This window comes from Streptococcus infantis (genome assembly GCF_018499575.1).
Classification (GTDB): domain Bacteria; phylum Bacillota; class Bacilli; order Lactobacillales; family Streptococcaceae; genus Streptococcus; species Streptococcus infantis_K.
Genome location: NZ_JAHDAP010000001.1, coordinates 1,178,918 through 1,200,360, shown reverse-complemented (window position 1 = coordinate 1,200,360; position 21,443 = coordinate 1,178,918). Strand labels below are relative to the sequence as shown.

Sequence of the window (21,443 nt, the reverse complement as noted above, 5' to 3'; positions counted from 1 at the left end):
TACATATGGAGGACCAAAAATGGCAAGTGTAAAATTGTATCTAGTGCGTCATGGGAAAACAATGTTTAATACGATTGGGCGTGCTCAAGGCTGGAGTGATACTCCTTTAACAGCTGAAGGTGAGCGAGGTATTCACGAATTGGGAATTGGTTTGCGTGAGTCAGGCTTAAAGTTTGAGCGTGCTTACTCGAGTGACTCAGGGAGGACCATTCAGACTATGGGAATTATCCTTGAAGAGCTTGGTTTGACAGGGCAAATTCCTTATCGCATGGATAAGCGAATTCGTGAATGGTGCTTTGGTAGTTTTGATGGTGCTTATGATGGAGATCTTTTTATGGGTATCATCCCTCGAATCTTTAATGTCGATCATGTGCATCGTTTGTCCTATGCAGAGCTAGCTGAAGGTTTGGTAGAAGTGGATACAGCAGGCTGGGCTGAAGGCTGGGAAAAACTAAGTGGTCGTATTTGGGAAGGTTTTGAAGCCATTGCCAAGGAAATGGAAGCTAATGGAGGTGGAAACGCTCTGGTAGTTAGCCATGGAATGACAATCGGAACCATTGTCTATCTAATCAACGGAATGCACCCGCATGGTCTTGATAATGGAAGTGTGACGATTCTAGAGTACCAGGATGGTCAGTTCTCAGTTGAGATTGTTGGGGACCGTAGCTACCGTGAAATTGGTCGAGCTAAGCTAGAAGAGCAAGCTAGTTCAGAGCAATAAACATTCTCTACTAAGGCAGAAGATTTTTTAAATGATTCAATAGAATGCTGATGTCGTCATTCCACAAGCTTACGAGAGCTGAGTGCTTTGACAATAGCATTCTTTTTTGTTAGAATAGCATCAACATTAAAGCATAAGAAGGGACTGACAGAGCTGTCGTTCCCTTTTATCTATCTTATAAGGGGGAAATATGCTGTTTCAGAAAATGAAAACCTATAAATGGCAGGCTCTGGCTTCCTTGGTTATGACAGGATTAATGGTCGCGAGTTCACTTCTGCAACCACGTTATTTACAGGAAGTTTTAGAGGCCTTGCTAACAGGGAATAATAAGGCTATTTATAGTATCGGTTTTTGGTTAATCCTTGTTGCCTTGATTGGTCTAGTCGCAGGTGGAATTAATGTTGTATTAGCAGCATACATTGCTCAAGGAGTTTCGTCAGACTTACGGGAAGATGCCTTTCGTAAGATTCAAACTTTTTCATACGCTAATATTGAGAAATTTAATGCAGGGAACCTTGTTGTTCGTATGACCAACGATATCAACCAAATCCAGAACGTAGTCATGATGACCTTTCAAATCCTCTTTCGACTACCGATTTTATTTATTGGTTCCTTTATATTAGCTGTTGTCACCTTGCCTTCGTTGTGGTGGGTGCTGGTTCTTATGGTCGTTTTGATCGTTGCTATGACAGGTCTTATGATGGGGATGATGGGACCACGCTTTGCAAAATTCCAGACCTTATTGGAGCGTATCAATGCCATTGCTAAAGAAAATTTACGTGGTGTGCGCGTGGTTAAGTCTTTTGTCCGAGAAAAAGATCAATTTAATAAGTTTACGCAAGTATCAGATGAATTGCTGGGAGAAAACCTTTATATCGGCTACGCCTTTTCTATTGTTCAACCTGTAATGATGTTGATTTCTTACGGTGCTGTCTTTCTTTCAATCTGGCTTGTAGCAGGTATGGCAGAATCAGATCCTTCAGTGGTTGGTTCCATTGCTTCCTTCGTGAACTATCTGAGTCAGATTATCTTTACTATCGTTATGGTTGGATTTTTGGGGAATTCAGTTACTCGTGCCATGATTTCCCTCCGTCGTATTCGTGAAATCCTTGATACAGAACCGGCTATGACCTTTAAGGATGTGGAAGATGAAGACTTGGAAGGAAGTCTCAGTTTTGAAAATGTGACCTTCACCTATCCTAATGATGAGGAACCTATTCTAAAAGATGTATCCTTTGAAATCGCAGCTGGTGAGATGGTTGGGGTTGTCGGAGCAACCGGTGCAGGGAAATCAACTTTGGCTCAGTTGATTCCACGACTGTTTGATCCTCAACAAGGTTCTATCAAGATTGGAGGAAAGGACATTCGTACAGTTAGCGAAGGGACACTTCGCAAGACAGTCTCTATCGTCCTACAAAGAGCCATTCTTTTTAGTGGAACCATCGCAGATAACCTCAGACAAGGAAAAGGAGATGCAACAGTTTCAGAAATGGAACGCGCAGCTCGTATCGCACAAGCTAGTGAATTTATCAGTCGCATGGACTTGGCTTTTGAAAGTCCGGTCGAGGAACGTGGGACCAACTTTTCTGGTGGACAAAAACAACGAATGTCTATTGCGCGTGGGATTGTCAGCAATCCTAAAATATTGATTTTTGATGATTCAACCTCTGCACTTGATGCCAAATCAGAACGCTTGGTTCAAGAAGCCCTTAACAAAGATTTGAAGGGAACGACTACGATTATCATCGCCCAAAAAATAAGCTCTGTTGTTCATGCGGATAAAATTTTAGTGCTTGATCAAGGTCGATTGATTGGTCAAGGTAAGCATGCTGAGTTGGTTGCAACAAACTCAGTCTATCGTGAAATTTACGAAACGCAAAAAGGAAAGGAGGAGTAGGATGAAGACATTTCGATTTTTTTGGAACTATTTTAAAGTTTACAAGATATCCTTTGTCGTTGTTATCACTATGATTGTTATTGCAACGGTAGCACAAGCCCTCTTTCCAGTTTTTGCAGGTCAAACAGTAACGGAACTAGCTAATTTGGTTATAGCCTATCAAAATGGAAATTCAGATATGGTTTGGCAAAGTCTATACGGACTCCTTATTAATCTTGCCTATGTTTTGATTGCGCTCGTGGTGACTAGTCTCATCTATATGGTCTTGATGAGCCGCATTATTGCTGAATCTACAAATGAGATGCGTAAGGGACTTTTTGGCAAGCTTTCTCGCTTGACAGTTTCCTTCTTTGACCGCCATCAAGATGGAGATATCCTGTCACGTTTTACCAGTGATTTGGATAATATTCTCCAAGCTTTCAACGAAAGTCTTGTGTCTGTCATGACCAATATTGCCCTTTACATTGGTTTGCTGATTGTCATGTTTGCAAAAAATGTTACCTTGGCTTTGATTACGACTGCTAGCACTCCGATAGCAGTTGTCATGTTGTTCTTTATCTTAAAGCTAGCGCGGAAATACACCAACCTCCAACAAAAAGAAGTTGGGAAGCTCAATGCTTATATGGATGAGAGTATCTCTGGACAAAAAGCAGTTATCGTTCAAGGTATCCAAGAAGATGTGATTGCTGGTTTTGTCGAGCAAAATGAACGGGTTCGAAAAGCCACTTTCAAGGGAAGAATGTTCTCAGGAATTCTTTTCCCTGTTATGAACGGAATGAGTTTGGTCAATACAGCAGTCGTTATTTTTGTAGGTTCAGCTGTATTGCTGAATGATAAGAACATCGAGACAGCAACAGCACTTGGTTTGATTGTCATGTTTACCCAGTTTTCGCAACAGTATTACCAACCCATTATCCAATTAGCGGCGAGCTGGGGGAGTTTGCAACTGGCCTTTACAGGTGCAGACCGTATCCAAGAAATGTTTGATGCAGAGGAAGAAATTCGCCCTCAAGATGCTCCAGCCTTTAGCGAATTAAAAGATGGGGTGGAGATTCGTAACATAGACTTCTCCTACCTGCCAGGAAACCCGATTCTGAAAGATGTTAGCATTTCAGCTCCAAAAGGAAAAATGATTGCAGTGGTTGGTCCGACAGGTTCGGGGAAAACAACCATCATGAACCTCATCAATCGTTTTTATGATGTGGATGCAGGTAGTATCAGTTTTGATGGTAGAGATATCCGCGAATTTGATTTAGATAGTTTGCGAAGCAAGGTTGGAATTGTCTTACAGGATTCTGTTTTGTTTAGCGGAACTATTCGGGACAATATTCGTTTTGGTGTCCCAGATGCCAGTCAAGAAATGGTTCAAGCAGCAGCCAAGGCCACGCATATCCATGAATATATCGAAAGTTTGCCAGACAAGTATGATACATTGATTGATGATGACCAAAGTGTCTTCTCGACCGGTCAGAAGCAGTTGATTTCTATTGCTCGTACCTTGATGACAGATCCACAGGTCTTAATCTTGGATGAGGCAACATCAAACGTTGATACTGTAACAGAAAGTAAGATTCAAAATGCCATGGAAGCTATCGTGGCAGGAAGAACTAGTTTTGTGATTGCCCATCGCTTAAAAACCATTCTCAATGCAGATCAGATTATTGTCCTTAAGGACGGTGAAGTTATTGAGCAAGGAAACCATCACGAATTACTCAAGCTTGGAGGCTTTTACTCCGAACTTTATCACAATCAATTTGTCTTTGAATAAACAAAAAAGTTGTCCTAGTCTGGGGCAACTTTTTCTGATAAAAAAAATTTATCACGGCCTTAAAAAATACATATTAGACAGGAGTGGAGAAGGATGGTAAGATATGATTATAAATAGAAAACGAAAGGAAATCAGTAATGGCAAGAACGGTTGTTGGAGTTGCAGCAAATCTATGTCCCGTGGACGCAGAGGGAAAAAATATTCATTCATCTGTCTCTTGTAAATTCGCTGAGAGTATTCGTCAGGTTGGCGGACTTCCTTTGGTGATTCCAGTTGGTGATGAGTCAGTTGTCCATGACTACGTAGAAATGATTGATAAGCTTATCTTGACTGGAGGACAAAATGTTCATCCTCAGTTTTATGGTGAAGAAAAAACGATTGATAGCGATGATTATAACCTAGCTCGTGATGAGTTTGAGCTCGCTCTTCTACAAGAAGCATTGCGTCAGAATAAGCCAATCTTAGCCATCTGCCGTGGCGTTCAGCTTGTGAATGTTGCCTTTGGTGGGACACTTAATCAGGAGATTGAAGGTCATTGGCAAGGTCTACCTTTTGGGACTTCACATTCTATTGAGACAGTTGATGGCAGTGTGGTGTCTAAATTATTTGGTAAAGAAAGTCAAGTAAACTCAGTGCACCGTCAAAGTATTAAAGACTTGGCACCAAATTTTCGTGTGACGGCTGTGGATCCACGTGACCAAACTGTTGAAGCAATTGAATCCATCGACGAACACCGCATTATCGGTTTGCAGTGGCATCCAGAATTTTTGGTTAATGAAGAAGATGGAAATTTAGAATTATTTGAGTATTTATTAAATGAATTGTAACGACTAGAAACCTAGTCGTTTTTTTTGTCTTGTTTCGTTCAAATTTTAATATTGTAACATTTTTACGCAAACGTTTGAATTATGATAAAATTTGGAAAAATTCAGTATAAAAACTTGAAAAAATCCAAGGTAAGCGTTATGATAGAAAAGAAGAAATTTTGGAGGAATACTATGTCACATATTAAATTTGATTATTCAAAAGTATTAGACAAATTTGTTGCACCACATGAAGTGGAATACATGCAAGCACAAGTTACAGCAGCAGACGAATTGATCCGTAAAGGAACTGGTGCTGGTAGCGACTTCTTGGGTTGGTTGGACCTTCCTGAAAACTACGACCGCGAAGAATTTGACCGCATCTTGAAAGCTGCTGAACAAATCAAAGAAGACAGCGATGTTTTGGTCGTTATCGGTATCGGTGGATCATATCTTGGTGCGAAAGCAGCTATTGACTTCTTGAACCACCACTTTGCTAACTTGCAAACAAAAGAAGAACGCAAAGCACCACAAATCCTTTACGCTGGAAACTCAATCTCATCAACTTACCTTGCTGACTTGGTAGAGTACGTTTCAGATAAAGACTTCTCAGTAAACGTGATTTCTAAATCTGGTACAACAACTGAACCAGCGATTGCTTTCCGTGTCTTCAAAGAACTCTTGGTTAAGAAATATGGTCAAGAAGAAGCTAACAAACGTATCTACGCAACAACTGACCGCCAAAAAGGTGCTGTTAAGGTTGAAGCAGATGCTAACGGTTGGGAAACATTTGTGGTTCCAGATGATATCGGTGGACGTTTCTCAGTATTGACAGCAGTTGGATTGCTTCCAATCGCAGCATCAGGAGCAGATATCAAAGCCCTTATGGAAGGTGCCAACGCAGCTCGTAAAGACTACACTTCAGACAAGATTGCTGAAAACGAAGCTTACCAATATGCAGCAGTTCGTAACATCCTTTACCGTAAAGGCTATGCAACTGAAATCTTGGTAAACTACGAGCCATCACTTCAATACTTCTCAGAGTGGTGGAAACAATTGGCTGGTGAGTCAGAAGGGAAAGACCAAAAAGGGATTTACCCAACTTCAGCTAACTTCTCAACAGACTTGCACTCATTGGGTCAATTTATCCAAGAAGGAACTCGTATCATGTTTGAAACAGTTGTCCGTGTGGACAAACCACGTAAGAACGTGATCATCCCTACTTTGGAAGAAGATCTTGACGGACTTGGTTACCTTCAAGGAAAAGACGTTGACTTCGTTAACAAAAAAGCAACTGACGGTGTTCTTCTTGCCCATACTGACGGTGACGTGCCAAACATGTACGTGACTCTTCCTGAGCAAGATGCCTTCACTCTTGGCTATACTATCTACTTCTTCGAATTGGCTATCGCCCTATCAGGTTACTTGAATGCGATCAACCCATTTGACCAACCAGGTGTTGAAGCATACAAACGTAACATGTTTGCCCTTCTTGGTAAACCAGGATTTGAAGAATTGAGCAAAGAACTCAACGCTCGTCTATAATAGATTTAAAAAAGAGTGGTTTTACCACTCTTTTTACTATTTCTCGAAAAGAGAAATTGGACTCTGGCACGACTTGTGATATAATATAGAGAGCAAAAAGGCAGACGCCTAGAGACTTTATAGGAGAAGATATGTCAAAAGATATTCGTGTGCGTTATGCACCAAGTCCAACAGGACTACTACACATCGGAAATGCCCGTACAGCATTGTTTAACTACTTGTATGCACGCCACCATGGAGGAACTTTTATCATCCGTATCGAAGATACGGACCGCAAGCGTCACGTCGAAGACGGAGAACGTTCCCAGCTTGAAAACCTTCGTTGGTTGGGTATGGACTGGGATGAAAGTCCTGAAACGCATGAAAATTACCGCCAATCAGAGCGTTTGGAACTCTATCAAAAATACATCGACCAATTGCTAGCCGAAGGAAAAGCCTACAAATCTTACGTTACAGAAGAAGAGTTGGCAGCTGAACGTGAACGCCAAGAAGCGGCGGGTGAAACACCTCGCTACATCAACGAATACCTCGGCATGAGCGAAGAAGAAAAAGCAGCTTATATCGCAGAACGTGAAGCAGCAGGTGTCATTCCAACGGTTCGCTTGGCAGTCAATGAGTCTGGTATTTACAAATGGCATGATATGGTCAAAGGTGACATCGAGTTTGAAGGTGGCAATATCGGTGGAGACTGGGTTATCCAAAAGAAAGATGGTTACCCAACTTACAACTTTGCCGTTGTAATCGATGACCACGATATGCAAATCTCTCACGTCATCCGTGGAGACGACCACATTGCTAACACACCAAAACAGCTCATGGTCTATGAAGCTCTAGGTTGGGAAGCACCAGAATTTGGTCACATGACCTTGATTATCAACTCTGAAACTGGTAAGAAGTTGTCTAAACGTGATACCAATACCCTTCAATTTATCGAAGATTACCGTAAGAAAGGTTACCTTCCAGAAGCAGTCTTTAACTTTATCGCTCTGCTTGGTTGGAATCCTGGTGGGGAAGACGAAATCTTCTCTCGCCAAGAACTCATTCAACTCTTTGATGAAAACCGTCTCAGCAAGTCTCCAGCAGCCTTCGACCAAAAGAAAATGGACTGGATGAGCAATGAGTATATCAAGAATGCGGATCTTGCGACCATCTTTGAAATGGCCAAACCATTCCTCGAAGCAGCAGGACGTTTGACAGACAAGGCTGAGAAATTAGTGGAACTCTACAAACCACAAATGAAGTCAGTGGATGAAATCGTTCCATTGACAGACCTCTTCTTCTCAGACTTCCCAGAATTGACAGAAGCTGAGAAAGAAGTCATGGCTGGTGAAACAGTGCCAACTGTCCTTGAAGCCTTCAAGGCAAAACTTGAGGCTATGTCAAACGAAGAGTTTGTGGCAGAAAATATCTTCCCACAAATCAAAGCAGTCCAAAAAGAAACAGGTATCAAAGGGAAGAACCTCTTTATGCCTATCCGTATTGCCGTTTCAGGTGAAATGCATGGTCCTGAATTGCCAGACACCATCTACTTGCTTGGACGTGAAAAATCCATCCAACACATTGAAAAAATGTTGGAAGAAATTGCAAAATAGTACCTTAAAAAGAACTCATATATTGAGTTCTTTTTTGTGTATACTTATTTGAAAATGCAAAGATTTTATTGTATAATATGAGGTGGCAGGGCAAGGGAAATAAAGTAGTGCGATGGTATATTCTTTACAATAAGACTCGTATTAGCCCAGACATTAAATTTAATGTTGGTGAGTCTACTTATTTTTTCTTTGCGTTTTGCTGGATGTAAGGAGAGATTCCTCATCTATGCAGTTACCATCCGCTACAAAGACTTTGTTTTCGATCATGAGAGTTACTCTAGAAAGATTTTGGTCCAGTTTGGTCCAGCTTTTTAGAGAAGTATATCTACTCTTTCTTCTCCAAATACAGAAAGAAATCGACCTTGCTCTGTTACCTTGCGTTAAGCAAGGTTTTTTTGAGGAAAAGCGCTAGGAAATTTACGATTTCGTTTTGGAGTGGTATAATATTAACTATCCTGATGAATAGAGGAATTCAAATGAAAGAATTTAATAAATCAATCAAATTAGAACATGTGGCTTATGATATTCGTGGTCCAGTTTTAGAAGAAGCTATGCGCATGCGTGCAAATGGAGAAAAAATTCTCCGTTTGAATACAGGAAACCCAGCTGAGTTTGGTTTTACAGCACCAGATGAGGTGATTCATGACCTAATTATGAATGCGCGTGATAGCGAAGGTTATTCAGATTCAAAAGGAATCTTTTCAGCTCGTAAAGCGATCATGCAATATTGCCAACTGAAAAATTTCCCAAATGTAGGTATCGATGATATCTACCTTGGAAATGGGGTTAGTGAGCTGATTGTCATGTCTATGCAGGGGCTTTTGGACAATGGCGATGAAGTCTTAGTTCCTATGCCTGACTATCCTCTCTGGACGGCTGCTGTCAGCTTGGCCGGAGGAAATGCCGTGCACTACATCTGTGATGAAGAAGCTGAATGGTATCCAGACCTAGATGATATCAAGTCTAAGATTAGTTCAAATACCAAGGCCATTGTGTTGATCAATCCGAATAATCCAACGGGGGCCCTCTATCCCAAAGAACTCTTGCTAGATATTATTGAGATTGCTCGCCAAAATGACTTGATTATCTTTGCGGATGAAATCTACGATCGTATGGTTATGGACGGCAATGTCCACACACCAGTAGCAAGTTTGGCTCCAGACCTTTTCTGTGTCAGTATGAATGGTCTATCTAAATCTCACCGTATCGCTGGATTCCGTGTGGGTTGGATGGTCTTGTCTGGACCTAAACATCATGTAAAGGGCTATATTGAAGGTCTCAATATGCTCTCAAACATGCGCCTCTGTTCAAACGTACTCGCCCAGCAGGTAGTTCAAACCTCCCTTGGTGGTCATCAGTCGGTGGATGAATTGCTCTTACCAGGTGGTCGCATCTACGAGCAAAGAAACTTTATTTATAATGCGATTCAAGATATTCCTGGTTTGTCTGCTGTTAAACCAAAAGCAGGTCTTTATATCTTCCCTAAGATTGATCGTAATATGTACCGTATCGACGATGATGAACAATTTGTCCTTAATTTCTTGAAGCAAGAAAAGGTTCTCTTAGTACATGGACGAGGATTTAACTGGAAAGATCCAGATCACTTCCGTATCGTCTATCTACCACGCGTCGATGAGTTAGCTCAAATCCAAGAGAAGATGACTCGTTTCTTGAAGCAGTATCGTAGATAAGGCTTTCATAGGGAAAAGCAGGAAACATTTGTTCAGAGCTATTGACAAATAGGTAAGAATCAGATAGAATAGTAAAGTATGTTTAGTAACTGATCACATTATAGCCGGCTAAACGAATACAAAATCTATGAGGAGGTATTCATCGTGAAACGTACTTATCAACCAAGTAAACTTCGTCGTGCGCGTAAACACGGATTCCGTAACCGTATGTCAACTAAAAACGGTCGTCGCGTATTGGCAGCTCGTCGTCGCAAAGGACGCAAAGTTTTGGCTGCGTAATCAAAACGAATCAAACAAAGAAGTCAGTAGAAACTCGAGTCTACTGACTTTTCTGTTGCCTAAAAAAGTGAATTTTCTAAAATACCTGTTTTAGAATAAAACCTTTAGAAGATGTATTGGAAAGACGACATATAGAAAAAAGCTCAAAACCAGAGGTTAAGTTTTCTGGTTTTGAGCTTTTCTTTATTCTTTCAAATGATAAGAGTAGCTAGCAACGACGACATCTTCGTGCCATCTGAGAGCGTATTTTAATTTAAGACTCATTTGATTGTGGAGGATATTTTGCCAAGGCTTGTTAGGGATAAATTGAGGTACTAGAACTGTAACTGTGTAGTTCTTTTTCTTGGCTTCTTGAGAGATTTTTCGAACATATCGAACTGTAGGTGTGATGATATCGCGATAGCTAGTATTAATGTTTTTTAGAGTGATATTTGGGAAGTAGTCAGCGAATTCTTGAAGGATTTCTTGGTCTTTTTCCTCCGTTTCCTTGGTGGAAATGTGCATAGCCAAAACCTCATCTCCAATGCTTTGAGCGTAGTTAATAGCACCAACGCTGACTCTGGTAACATTTCCTACTAAGACAAGGACGACATTGCCATCGTAGGCTTTCTTTTGAATTCCTTCATAAAGTCGAAGTTGTTTGGCCACTTTTTGGTAATGGCTATGGATAGACAAGAAAAGGAAGGTTAGGACCAGGATGATTGGGAAGAAAGGCCAGATATCTCCAAGTCTGAAGAAGAGTAAGATAAGAACGATAGCATAACAAATGATGGCACCGAGGATATTTGCAAAGGCAGATTTTAAGAAATGAGAGCCTTTTTCTTTTTTCCAGTGGCGAATCATCCCTGTTTGAGAAAGAGCAAAAGGTACGAAAACTCCAATAGTATAAAGAGGAATCAAGCGTTCCGTATTTCCGTTAAAAATGAGCAGAAGAATCATAGCGCCAAAGGCCAAGGTTAGGATACCGTTTGAGTAGCCTAGACGATCTCCTTTTTCCATAAAAAGATGGGGCATGTACTTGTTTTTAGCCATATTGTAAGCCAACATCGGAAAGGCAGAAAAACCAGTATTTGCAGCTACGGCTAGGATGAGAGCTGTTGAAAATTGGAAGAGATAATAAACAACTTGACCGAGAGCTGAATCCCCTAAAATTCCTTTAGCCATCTGTGAAAGGATTGTTTCTCCGTGTTGAGGAGTAATCCCCATCCAGTAGTTTAGGAAGGTAATTCCTGCAAATAGAAATCCAAGAATCAGAGACATGATGGTCAGTGTCTGAGCAGCGTTCTTCTCTTTAGGAGTTTTGAAAAATGGAACAGCATTTGAGATTGCTTCAACCCCGGTTAATGAAGCTGAACCGCTGGTAAAGGCTCTTAAAATCAGGACGATTGAGAGACTTGGGACAGTTTGACCAATTGTAGAAGTTGCATGATAGCTGAGAGAACCTGTCAATAGTTGGAATAAGCCAAACAATAAGAGGAAGACCGTGCTAAAGATAAAGAGATAGACAGGGATCATCAGCGAACTAGCAGATTCCCTCAAGCCTCTCAGATTCAAAAGCATGAGTAAACAGACCAGAAAAATAGAAATGTGGAGATTGTAGGGATGGAGAGCAGGAAGTGCTGCTGTGATAGCATCAGCTCCTGCAGCCACGGATACGGCTACTGTTAGCATATAGTCAACAAGCAAGCTTCCCCCAGCAATCAAACCGAGCTCAGGTGACAGGTTTTCTCGAGTAACCATATAGGCACCCCCACCTTGAGGGTAGGCGTGAATGATTTGTCGGTAAGAAATGGTTAGACTAGCAAGTAGCAAGAGGACAAAAATGCCGATAGGGAGACTCCACCAAATAGCAAGCGGAGATAGGCTAGCCAAGACAAGGACGACCTGCTCAGGCCCATAGGCGATAGATGAAAGGGCATCGCTTGAGAGCATTGCAAGTGCTTGTGTTTTTCCAAGAAGTCCTCCTTCACCCTCAGTTAAGGATTTTAGAGGACGACCGATAAAGGTATATTTAAGTTTTGTAAACATTTTCTTTCCTTTTTTGAAATTTTCAACAAGAGCTATTATACTGCTATGAAAAAATACCGTCAAGGGAAAATCATTGATTTCAAAATATTTTTTTCCTATAAGGATGCGACTAGTTTTTTGGTATAATAGAAAGTAGAAAAAACGAGGAAATATAAATGATTTTTGATACTCATACACATTTAAATATAGAGGAATTTTTGGGACGTGAAGAAGAAGAGCTTGCCTTAGCAGCTGAAATGGGTGTGACTCGGATGAATATTGTTGGTTTTGACAAACCGACTATTGAGCGTGCTCTAGAATTGGTGGACAAGTATGACCAACTCTATGCGACTATTGGATGGCATCCTACAGAAGCAGGAGATTATACAGAGGATATTGAGAATTACTTGCTAGAAAAACTAAAACATCCAAAAGTTGTTGCGCTAGGTGAGATTGGTTTGGACTATCACTGGATGACAGCCCCTAAAGAAGTTCAAGAGAAGGTTTTCCGTCGTCAGATTCAGCTATCTAAGGAACTGGACTTTCCTTTTGTGGTCCATACCCGTGATGCGCTAGAAGACACCTATGAGATTATTAAGAGTGAGGGCGTTGGTCCTCGTGGTGGGATTATGCATTCCTTCTCAGGTTCTCTAGAGTGGGCTGAAAAGTTTGTGGAGCTAGGTATGACCATTTCTTTTTCTGGAGTGGTGACCTTTAAAAAAGCGACAGATATTCAGGAAGCAGCCAAAGAGTTGCCTTTGGAAAAGATTTTGGTAGAAACAGATGCGCCTTATTTAGCCCCAGTACCCAAGCGTGGTCGTGAAAACAAGACAGCTTACACGCGCTATGTAGTGGACTTTATCGCGGAATTACGTGGCATGACGACAGAAGAATTGGCAGCTGTGACAAGTGCCAATGCTGAACGAATCTTTGGATTGGAACGTAAATCATGAAAGAGAAAATTTCCCAAGTCATCGTAGTCGAAGGACGTGATGATACGGCAAATCTCAAACGTTACTTTGATGTGGAGACATATGAGACTCGTGGTTCGGCTATCAATGAACAAGACCTTGAACGAATCCAACGTCTACACCAACGTCATGGAGTGATTGTCTTTACAGATCCAGATTTTAATGGTGAACGCATTCGTCGCATGATTATGACGGCCATTCCAACGGTACAGCATGCCTTTCTCAAGAGAGATGAGGCTGTTCCTAAATCTAAGTCCAAGGGACGTTCTTTGGGGATTGAACACGCTAGCTACGAAGACTTGAAAACAGCACTAGAACAAGTCACAGATCAGTTTGAAGTAGAAAGTGACTTTGATATTAGCCGTAGTGACTTGATTCGATTAGGGTTTCTAGCTGGAGTAGACAGCCGAAAACGCAGAGAATATCTAGGAGAAAGCCTTCGTATTGGTTATTCCAATGGGAAACAACTGCTCAAGCGTTTGGAATTATTTGGTATCCGTTTAGCTGAAGTTGAAGATGCCATGAAATCATATGAGAATTGAGAAACTCCCCAAAATGTAAGGGGAATATGATACAATAGAAGTAATCATAAACGGTTTAATCAAGCTTGGTAGCAAGCATTAGAAAAGTGACTCCATAGGCTTTGTGCTAAGTGGAGATAATGAGGAAAAGTTATGGGAATCTTTGATTTTTTAAAAAAGACAGAAGCAACAAAAACAACTGAAATAACGGAATCCAATAAGGAAGCAGAAGAGGCGAAAGGCAATGCTTGCGTTGGCGTTCTAGATTTGTTTCCAATGAAGGAAACGAATCAATTATTGATTGTTGGGAGTTTAGAAGGGACTCTCAAGGTTGGGGATCAGCTGCAGTTTTGCAATCCTGACCAAGGAATGAAGGCTCTTGGCATTGTAGAGGTTAAAAAACTCAGCAGTCAAAACAAAGATACAGATAGTCTAACGGATGAAGTTCTCGCACATCTAGTGGTTGATATGGATCCTTCCTTGACTAAACTTAAAAAGGGAAGTGTCCTCTTTAGTTCAGGTGTTGATGAAGAACAAAAATTATCTAGCTATTCAGATGCTCTTTATCGTGCTTTCGTAGCCATCCAAGAGGGGCAGTTGACCAATGAAGACTATTTGGCAGCTAGCCTTGATGACAGTGTAGAGATTTTGCGACTCTTTTTATGGAAATGCCGTCAAAATCAGGAAACTGAAAGCGAAGAAAGCTATCAAGCTAACACTCGCAAGTTGGAACGTCTAGCGGAAATCGTCAAGGACAAGTTGCTGGCAGCAGATTCAGTTTATGCAGTTTATTCAGAAAAAACAGGCGAAACTTATCTTTTCTCAACCACCTATGACAGAGGCGAGGAAGGTTATCTGTGTACGGATCCCATGATTATGCTGTTGACGCCATCTTGGTATCGCCAATTCAAGGAAACTATTGATAGTCGACCAAACTCAGTTGTAAAACTGATTGAAAATACGGAAGATAAAAAAGGGATTGAGAATTTCCTTGGGGCAGCCTTTTACTTAAATGGTGCCTTGGGAGCAATCTTTAATTCCAAGGAAGTTAGCATCAGTGCCTCGGCCTTGGTTCAAAAACCAGATTTTTCTAATTTGCCAGAAATACAAGTTCCTGTGATGAACCCTGACCTAGTAAGATGGATGCTGTTAATGGGACAACTGGATAGCCCGACGACAGAAGATGAAGAAGTAATTTACAAACTCTATTATAAGTTCTTCTCTGAAGCTATGCTGAAAGCAAAATTCCTAATTCCTTTAGATGCTGCTTCGGAATTTAAGGACGATAGTCAGGAAGGAAGCTCCTTTGTCTTGGAAAAAGATTCTAGTTTCAACATTCCAGTCAAAGAAGGAAAAGATGGCAGAAATTCTGTGCCGGTATTTACCGATTGGAAACGTCTGCGAATGGTCTTTGACGAAAAATGGAATGGCATGATTGAAGAAGCGGGAGGCATGATTGAAGTTTTTGACTATGCCATTAATCCAACGGAGTATTATGAAGCGGGTGCTTATGTTAGCCTAACAGCTTTTAAAGAAATGCAAAAGTTTAGTGAGGAACTAGAAGGCAGAGCTAAAGATTAGAGAGTTTCTTTACATTGGGAAACTATATAGTTTTATCTACATCCTACTTGAACCACTACCCTTTTTCAAAGATTGTGAAAGGAAATGATATGGCAAATAGAAGTTATATTTACTTAAAAAACGGAGATGAAGCTCGTATTCTAACAGAGGGAATTTACACAATACCCTATTTTTGGCAATTGTTTTGGGATGAAGAAGATTTAAGAGCTCCTATTGCTCTCTGGGAAACAGCAGAAAAACTCGAAGAAGATGAAGAGCAAGCAGAAAAGTTTTACCAAGAGCAGAATGTAGATATCTTGATTCCTATTGAAAAATTCCAGCAAAACGCCCTCCAAAACCGGTCTTTTTTAGAAGAGAATGTCCCACAAGCCTTGAAACTATATGATGCCTTTGTTCGTTATATTCTTGCAAACGTAAAAGATGCTGATGTGTTAGGATTTGATCTTTTGGATGTAGTTTTTATGGACCAAGTCTCTGTAGTTGCTGATAAACTGTTAAAAAATATCCGAGCTATTCGGGAAAATCAACCCAAAGATTTAGATTTTTCTCTAACGGATGAGAACTTAATCGGCCTTGCTATGGGCTTTCCTGATTATTATGCTTCAGAATTATTGCCAGAAGACAATATTCTAGATTCAGTTGCCTATCAGGATGAATTGAAGAAAATGAACCCCCAAGATGATAAGCAAGGGGGCGATATGACTGGAGCCGATACAAAAGCGAACAAACATCGTGTTCTATTTGTATTTTGGATTTTGTTGGCAGGAATTATGTGGTTTCTATATATTATTTTTAGCTAATAATTAGAAAAGAGAATAAATGAGAATTGCAGATTATAGCGTGACCAAGGCAGTACTGGAGCGTCACGGTTTTACCTTTAAAAAATCCTTCGGGCAAAATTTCTTGACCGATACCAATATCCTTCAAAAAATTGTGGATACGGCTGAAGTTGATGACCAGGTCAATGTTATTGAAATTGGGCCAGGGATTGGTGCTTTGACGGAATTTTTAGCTGAGCGTGCAGCTCAAGTCATGGCCTTTGAGATTGATCACCGCTTGGTACCAATCCTAGCGGATACCCTGCGTGATTTTGACAATGTGACCGTAGTCAATGAGGACATTCTTAAGGTTGACTTGGCAAAACATATCCAAAATTTCAAAAATCCTGATCTGCCAATTAAGGTAGTGGCCAACTTGCCTTACTATATCACAACCCCTATTCTCATGCACTTAATCGAGAGTGGCATTCCGTTCAGTGAGTTTGTCGTCATGATGCAAAAAGAAGTGGCAGATCGTATCTCTGCTCGACCAAATACCAAGGCATACGGTAGTTTGTCGATTGCTGTGCAGTATTACATGACGGCCAAGGTTGCCTTTATCGTACCTCGTACGGTCTTTGTACCAGCTCCAAATGTGGACTCAGCTATCCTGAAAATGGTACGTAGTCCAGAACCAGCTGTAGCAGTGGAAGATGAGAATTTCTTCTTTAAAGTCTCCAAGGCTAGCTTCACTCACCGTCGCAAGACTTTGTGGAACAACTTGACAGGTTACTTTGGGAAGACTGAGGAAATCAAGGACAAGCTGACCAAGGCTTTGGATCAGGCTGGACTGGCACCAAGTGTACGTGGTGAAGCTCTCAGCTTGGCAGAATTTGCTAGCCTAGCAGATGCACTTAAAGGACAAGGACTCTAGGATGCAGGGACAAATCATTAAAGCCTTGGCTGGCTTCTACTATGTGGAGAGAGATGGTCAAGTTTATCAGACACGCGCGCGTGGGAATTTTCGTAAAAAAGGCCACACACCCTACGTCGGAGATTGGGTAGATTTTTCTGCGAAAGAAAACTCTGAGGGCTACATTCTTAAGATTCAGGAACGAAAAAATAGTCTAGTTCGCCCGCCCATTGTCAATATTGATCAAGCGGTTGTTATCATGTCGGTCAAGGAGCCGGATTTTAATAGCAATTTGCTGGATCGCTTCTTGGTTCTCTTGGAACATAAGGGTATTCATCCCATCGTTTATATTTCTAAAATGGACCTCTTGTCAGATCGAGGAGAACTGGATTTTTACGAGCAGACCTATCGTGCCATCGGCTATGACTTTGTAACTAGTAAGGAAGAGCTTTTGCCACTATTGACAAACAAGGTGACAGTCTTTATGGGGCAGACAGGTGTTGGTAAGTCAACCCTTCTTAATAAAATCGCACCTGACCTTAATCTAGAGACAGGAGAAATTTCTGATAGTCTAGGTCGTGGTCGTCATACCACTCGAGCTGTTAGTTTTTACAATCTCAATGGTGGGAAAATCGCAGACACGCCAGGGTTTTCATCTCTGGATTATGAAGTGGCAACAGCAGAAGACCTCAATCAGGCCTTTCCAGAAATTGCCTCTGTTAGCCGAGATTGCAAGTTCCGTACTTGTACGCATACCCATGAGCCTTCCTGTGCGGTCAAACCAGCAGTAGAAGAAGGTCTCATTGCGAGCTTCCGTTTTGATAACTATTTGCAATTCCTGAGCGAAATTGAAAATCGCAGAGAAACCTATAAAAAAGTCAGCAAAAAAATTCCAAAATAAGGAGAAACCTATGTCTCAATACAAGATTGCCCCATCAATATTGGCGGCAGACTATGCTAATTTTGAACGTGAAATTAAACGCCTTGAAGCAACTGGGGCAGAATACGCCCATATCGATATCATGGATGGTCACTTTGTACCTCAGATCAGCTTTGGTGCAGGTGTAGTCGAAAGTCTTCGACCTCATAGTAAGATGGTCTTTGACTGCCACTTGATGGTCTCCAACCCAGAAAATCATTTAGCGGATTTTGCGCGTGCAGGAGCTGACATCATCAGCATCCATGTTGAAGCGACACCTCATATCCATGGCGCTCTTCAAAAGATTCGTTCTCTTGGTGTCAAACCTTCGGTCGTCATCAATCCTGGTACACCAGTTGAAGCGATTAAGCATGTCCTTCATCTAGTCGATCAAGTTTTGGTCATGACGGTGAATCCTGGTTTTGGTGGGCAAGCCTTTCTACCTGAGACCATGGATAAGATACGTGAGCTAGTAGCCCTTCGTGAAGAAAAAGGATTGAACTTTGAGATTGAAGTGGATGGCGGGATTGATGATCAAACTATTGCTCAAGCCAAAGAAGCTGGTGCTACAGTCTTTGTAGCAGGGTCTTATGTCTTTAAGGGAGATGTCAATGAACGAGTGCAAGCACTCCGAAAACAACTGGACTAAAGTAGCGGTTTTTGCTGGTGGAGACCGAGGACATTATCGGACAGATTTTGATTGTTTTGTCGGTGTGGACCGTGGCTCACTCTGGGTGCTGGAGGAAAAACTTCCTCTTGCTCTAGCTGTTGGGGATTTTGATTCTGTGACTATGGAAGAACGTCAGTTGATTCAAAAGCGTGCTCAATACTTTGTCCAAGCCCAGCCAGAAAAAGATGATACGGATCTGGAACTAGCACTTTTAACGATTTTTGAAAAAAATCCTCAAGCACAAGTGACCATTTTTGGTGCCCTAGGTGGTCGTATTGACCATATGCTGGCTAATGTCTTTCTTCCGAGTAATCCCAAGTTGGCACCCTTTATGCGCCAAATAGAGATTGAGGATGGACAAAACTTGATTAGCTATTGCCCAGAAGGGACCAGTTGGCTAGAACCACGTTTGGATTATGATTACCTTGCTTTTATGCCTGTGAGGGATAGTCAGTTGACTATTCTCGGAGCCAAGTATGAATTGACTGAGGAGAATTTTTTCTTTAAGAAAGTTTACGCTTCTAACGAATATATAGATAGGGAAGTTTCGGTGACTTGCCCAGATGGCTATGTAGTCGTGCTACATAGCAAGGACAGGAGATAGGATGGAGATTGTAGTATTACTATTATTAATAGCTAACCTAGCCGGCCTCTTTCTTATTTGGCAAAGGCAGGACAAGCAGGAGACATATCTGACCAAGAGTTTGGAAGACCAGGCAGATTATCTGTCAGATCAGCTGGATTATCGTTTTGAGCAAGCTCGACAAGCTAGTCAGCTCGACCAAAAAAATCTTGAAGTGGCTGTCAGTGACCGTTTGCAGGAGGTGCGAATCGAGTTGCACCAAGGCTTGACTCAGTTTAGGCAGGAGATGAATGAGAACCTTCTCCAAACTAGAGATAAGACCGACCAACGCCTCCAAGCCTTGCAGGAGTCAAATGACCAACGCTTAGAACAAATGCGCCAAACGGTCGAGGAAAAGCTAGAAAAGACCCTACAGACACGCTTGCAAGCATCCTTCGAGACAGTTTCCAAACAGCTGGAATCTGTCAATCGTGGTCTTGGAGAAATGCAGACAGTTGCGCGAGATGTCGGTGCCCTTAACAAGGTCTTATCTGGAACAAAAACTCGAGGAATTCTAGGAGAATTGCAACTGGGTCAAATCATAGAGGATATCATGACCCCTGCCCAGTACGAACGAGAATTTGCAACGGTTGAAAACTCGAGTGAACGAGTAGAATACGCTATTAAGTTGCCTGGACAAGGCGACCAAGAATATGTCTATCTGCCGATTGACTCTAAATTCCCACTGGAAGATTATTACCGCTTAGAAGAAGCCTATGAAGTGGGTGACAAGGATGAAATCGAACGTTGTCGCAAGTCACTCTTAGCCAGCGTCAAGCGCTTTGCCAAGGATATCAAGAGCAAGTACATAGCGCCACCTCGGACGACCAATTTTGGGGTCTTGTTTGTTCCGACAGAAGGCCTTTATTCAGAAATCGTTAGAAATCCGATTTTCTTTGATGGTTTGAGACGGGAGGAACAGATTATCGTTGCCGGTCCAAGTACCTTGTCAGCTCTTCTGAACTCCCTATCCGTTGGCTTCAAAACTCTCAATATCCAAAAAAGTGCGGATCATATCAGCCAAACTCTTGCTAGTGTTAAAACTGAATTTGGCAAGTTTGGAGGCATTCTGGTCAAGGCACAAAAACATCTCCAACATGCCTCTGGCAACATTGATGAATTATTAAACCGTCGTACTACAGCTATCGAGCGAACGCTCCGTCACATTGAGTTATCAGAAGGTGAGCCAGCGCTTGACCTACTCCAGTTCCAAGAAGATGAGGAAGAATATGAAGATTAGTCACATGAAAAAAGATGAGCTTTTTGAAGGCTTTTACCTGATCAAGTCAGCTGACCTAAGACAGACACGTGCTGGGAAAAACTACCTAGCCTTTACCTTCCAAGATGATAGTGGGGAAATCGAAGGGAAACTCTGGGATGCCCAACCTCACAATGTTGAGGCCTTTACTGCAGGGAAGGTTGTCCACATGCAGGGACGTCGGGAAGTTTATAACAATACTCCTCAAGTCAATCAAATCACCCTTCGCTTACCTCAGCCTGGCGAACCCAATGATCCAGCAGACTTCAAGGTCAAATCACCAGTGGATGTTAAAGAAATCCGCGAGTACATGGCGCAGATGATTTTCAAAATTGAAAATCCTATCTGGCAACGAATCGTTCGAGCTCTCTATACCAAATATGATAAAGAATTTTATTCCTATCCAGCTGCCAAAACCAATCATCATGCCTTTGAGACAGGACTTGCTTATCATACTGCCACTATGGTTCGTTTAGCTGAAGCTATCGCAGATGTATATCCACAGCTGAATAAGAGCTTGCTCTACGCCGGAATTATGTTGCATGACCTAGCCAAGGTTATTGAGTTAACAGGTCCCGATCAGACAGAGTACACAGTAAGAGGCAATCTTATTGGCCATATCGCTTTGATTGATAGCGAAATTACCAAAGCGACAATGGAACTTGGTATTGATGATACTCGAGAAGAAGTCGTTCTTCTACGTCATGTTATCCTCAGTCACCATGGATTACTCGAGTATGGTAGTCCTGTTCGTCCTCGTGTGATGGAAGCTGAAATTATTCATATGATTGATAATTTGGATGCCAGCATGATGATGATGTCGACAGCTCTGGCCCTTGTTGATGAGGGTGAAATGACCAATAAAGTCTTTGCAATGGACAATCGTTCCTTCTACAAGCCGAAATTAGACTAGAAACTAAAAAAATG

At 41.6% G+C, this 21,443-nt stretch carries 19 protein-coding genes and 1 pseudogene; 19 read left to right on the top strand and 1 reads right to left on the bottom strand.

Annotated elements, in window-relative coordinates; translation table 11 throughout:
* Positions 1-19 precede the first annotated feature (19 nt).
* The 9 genes and pseudogenes from KJR31_RS05955 to rpmH all read left to right on the top strand — a co-directional run bounded on the left by KJR31_RS05955 (position 20) and on the right by rpmH (position 10,296).
* Entirely contained in the window at positions 20-721 is a 702-nt protein-coding gene (locus tag KJR31_RS05955) for a histidine phosphatase family protein (RefSeq protein ID WP_214262504.1), read from the top strand.
* A gap of 190 nt (positions 722-911) precedes the next feature.
* A complete protein-coding gene (locus KJR31_RS05950; protein WP_214262503.1) occupies positions 912-2,618 on the top strand; it encodes an ABC transporter ATP-binding protein in 1,707 nt (568 codons plus the stop codon).
* Position 2,619: 1 nt separating this feature from the next.
* A complete protein-coding gene (locus KJR31_RS05945; RefSeq protein ID WP_214262502.1) occupies positions 2,620-4,386 on the top strand; it encodes an ABC transporter ATP-binding protein in 1,767 nt (588 codons plus the stop codon).
* 137 nt (positions 4,387-4,523) lie between these two features.
* Positions 4,524-5,213, top strand: a complete 690-nt coding sequence (locus KJR31_RS05940) for a gamma-glutamyl-gamma-aminobutyrate hydrolase family protein (protein ID WP_045614750.1) — start codon at positions 4,524-4,526, stop codon at positions 5,211-5,213.
* Positions 5,207-5,398 (top strand): annotated as a pseudogene (locus tag KJR31_RS08640) (hypothetical protein). Before KJR31_RS05940 ends, KJR31_RS08640 begins: the two are co-directional and overlap by 7 nt.
* Complete coding sequence (locus KJR31_RS05935; protein WP_214262501.1) at positions 5,385-6,734, top strand: glucose-6-phosphate isomerase; 1,350 nt, start codon at positions 5,385-5,387, stop codon at positions 6,732-6,734. The pseudogene KJR31_RS08640 and the gene KJR31_RS05935 overlap by 14 nt, the downstream one beginning before the upstream one ends.
* Positions 6,735-6,865: 131 nt before the next feature.
* Positions 6,866-8,326: a glutamate--tRNA ligase gene (gene gltX / locus KJR31_RS05930; RefSeq protein ID WP_214262500.1), complete on the top strand. Its 1,461-nt coding sequence runs from the start codon at positions 6,866-6,868 to the stop codon at positions 8,324-8,326.
* A 476-nt stretch (positions 8,327-8,802) separates the two neighbouring features.
* Positions 8,803-10,017, top strand: coding sequence for a pyridoxal phosphate-dependent aminotransferase (locus tag KJR31_RS05925; RefSeq protein WP_214262499.1), 1,215 nt, complete (start codon positions 8,803-8,805; stop codon positions 10,015-10,017).
* A 144-nt stretch (positions 10,018-10,161) separates the two neighbouring features.
* Positions 10,162-10,296 carry a 50S ribosomal protein L34 gene (gene rpmH, locus KJR31_RS05920; protein WP_000831905.1) on the top strand — a complete coding sequence of 45 codons (135 nt, stop codon included), beginning with the start codon at positions 10,162-10,164 and terminating at the stop codon, positions 10,294-10,296.
* 183 nt (positions 10,297-10,479) lie between these two features.
* On the opposite strand, the gene KJR31_RS05915 is transcribed toward rpmH, so the two are convergent.
* Positions 10,480-12,324, bottom strand: a complete 1,845-nt coding sequence (locus KJR31_RS05915; RefSeq protein WP_214262498.1) for an APC family permease — start codon at positions 12,322-12,324, stop codon at positions 10,480-10,482.
* 155 nt (positions 12,325-12,479) lie between these two features.
* Here KJR31_RS05915 and KJR31_RS05910 point away from each other — a divergent pair, with 155 nt between their 5' ends.
* From KJR31_RS05910 to KJR31_RS05865, 10 genes are all read left to right on the top strand, one after another.
* Positions 12,480-13,256 carry a TatD family hydrolase gene (locus KJR31_RS05910; RefSeq protein ID WP_214262497.1) on the top strand — a complete coding sequence of 259 codons (777 nt, stop codon included), beginning with the start codon at positions 12,480-12,482 and terminating at the stop codon, positions 13,254-13,256.
* Positions 13,253-13,816 carry a ribonuclease M5 gene (gene rnmV / locus KJR31_RS05905; protein WP_214262496.1) on the top strand — a complete coding sequence of 188 codons (564 nt, stop codon included), beginning with the start codon at positions 13,253-13,255 and terminating at the stop codon, positions 13,814-13,816. Before KJR31_RS05910 ends, rnmV begins: the two co-directional genes overlap by 4 nt.
* A 132-nt stretch (positions 13,817-13,948) precedes the next feature.
* Positions 13,949-15,376: an SseB family protein gene (locus KJR31_RS05900; protein WP_214262495.1), complete on the top strand. Its 1,428-nt coding sequence runs from the start codon at positions 13,949-13,951 to the stop codon at positions 15,374-15,376.
* An 89-nt stretch (positions 15,377-15,465) separates the two neighbouring features.
* Positions 15,466-16,176 carry a dimethyladenosine transferase gene (locus tag KJR31_RS05895; protein ID WP_214262494.1) on the top strand — a complete coding sequence of 237 codons (711 nt, stop codon included), beginning with the start codon at positions 15,466-15,468 and terminating at the stop codon, positions 16,174-16,176.
* A gap of 19 nt (positions 16,177-16,195) precedes the next feature.
* Complete coding sequence (gene rsmA / locus KJR31_RS05890; RefSeq protein ID WP_214262493.1) at positions 16,196-17,068, top strand: 16S rRNA (adenine(1518)-N(6)/adenine(1519)-N(6))-dimethyltransferase RsmA; 873 nt, start codon at positions 16,196-16,198, stop codon at positions 17,066-17,068.
* A 1-nt stretch (position 17,069) separates the two neighbouring features.
* Positions 17,070-17,948, top strand: coding sequence for a ribosome small subunit-dependent GTPase A (gene rsgA / locus KJR31_RS05885; RefSeq protein WP_214262532.1), 879 nt, complete (start codon positions 17,070-17,072; stop codon positions 17,946-17,948).
* A 10-nt stretch (positions 17,949-17,958) separates the two neighbouring features.
* Entirely contained in the window at positions 17,959-18,615 is a 657-nt protein-coding gene (gene rpe / locus KJR31_RS05880; protein WP_214262492.1) for a ribulose-phosphate 3-epimerase, read from the top strand.
* Positions 18,578-19,240, top strand: a complete 663-nt coding sequence (locus KJR31_RS05875) for a thiamine diphosphokinase (RefSeq protein WP_214262491.1) — start codon at positions 18,578-18,580, stop codon at positions 19,238-19,240. Before rpe ends, KJR31_RS05875 begins: the two co-directional genes overlap by 38 nt.
* A gap of 1 nt (position 19,241) precedes the next feature.
* On the top strand, positions 19,242-20,498 hold the full coding sequence (gene rmuC / locus KJR31_RS05870; RefSeq protein WP_214262490.1) for a DNA recombination protein RmuC: 1,257 nt from the start codon (positions 19,242-19,244) through the stop codon (positions 20,496-20,498).
* A complete protein-coding gene (locus KJR31_RS05865) occupies positions 20,488-21,429 on the top strand; it encodes a 3'-5' exoribonuclease YhaM family protein (protein WP_214262489.1) in 942 nt (313 codons plus the stop codon). The genes rmuC and KJR31_RS05865 overlap by 11 nt, the downstream gene beginning before the upstream one ends.
* Positions 21,430-21,443: the final 14 nt, after the last annotated feature.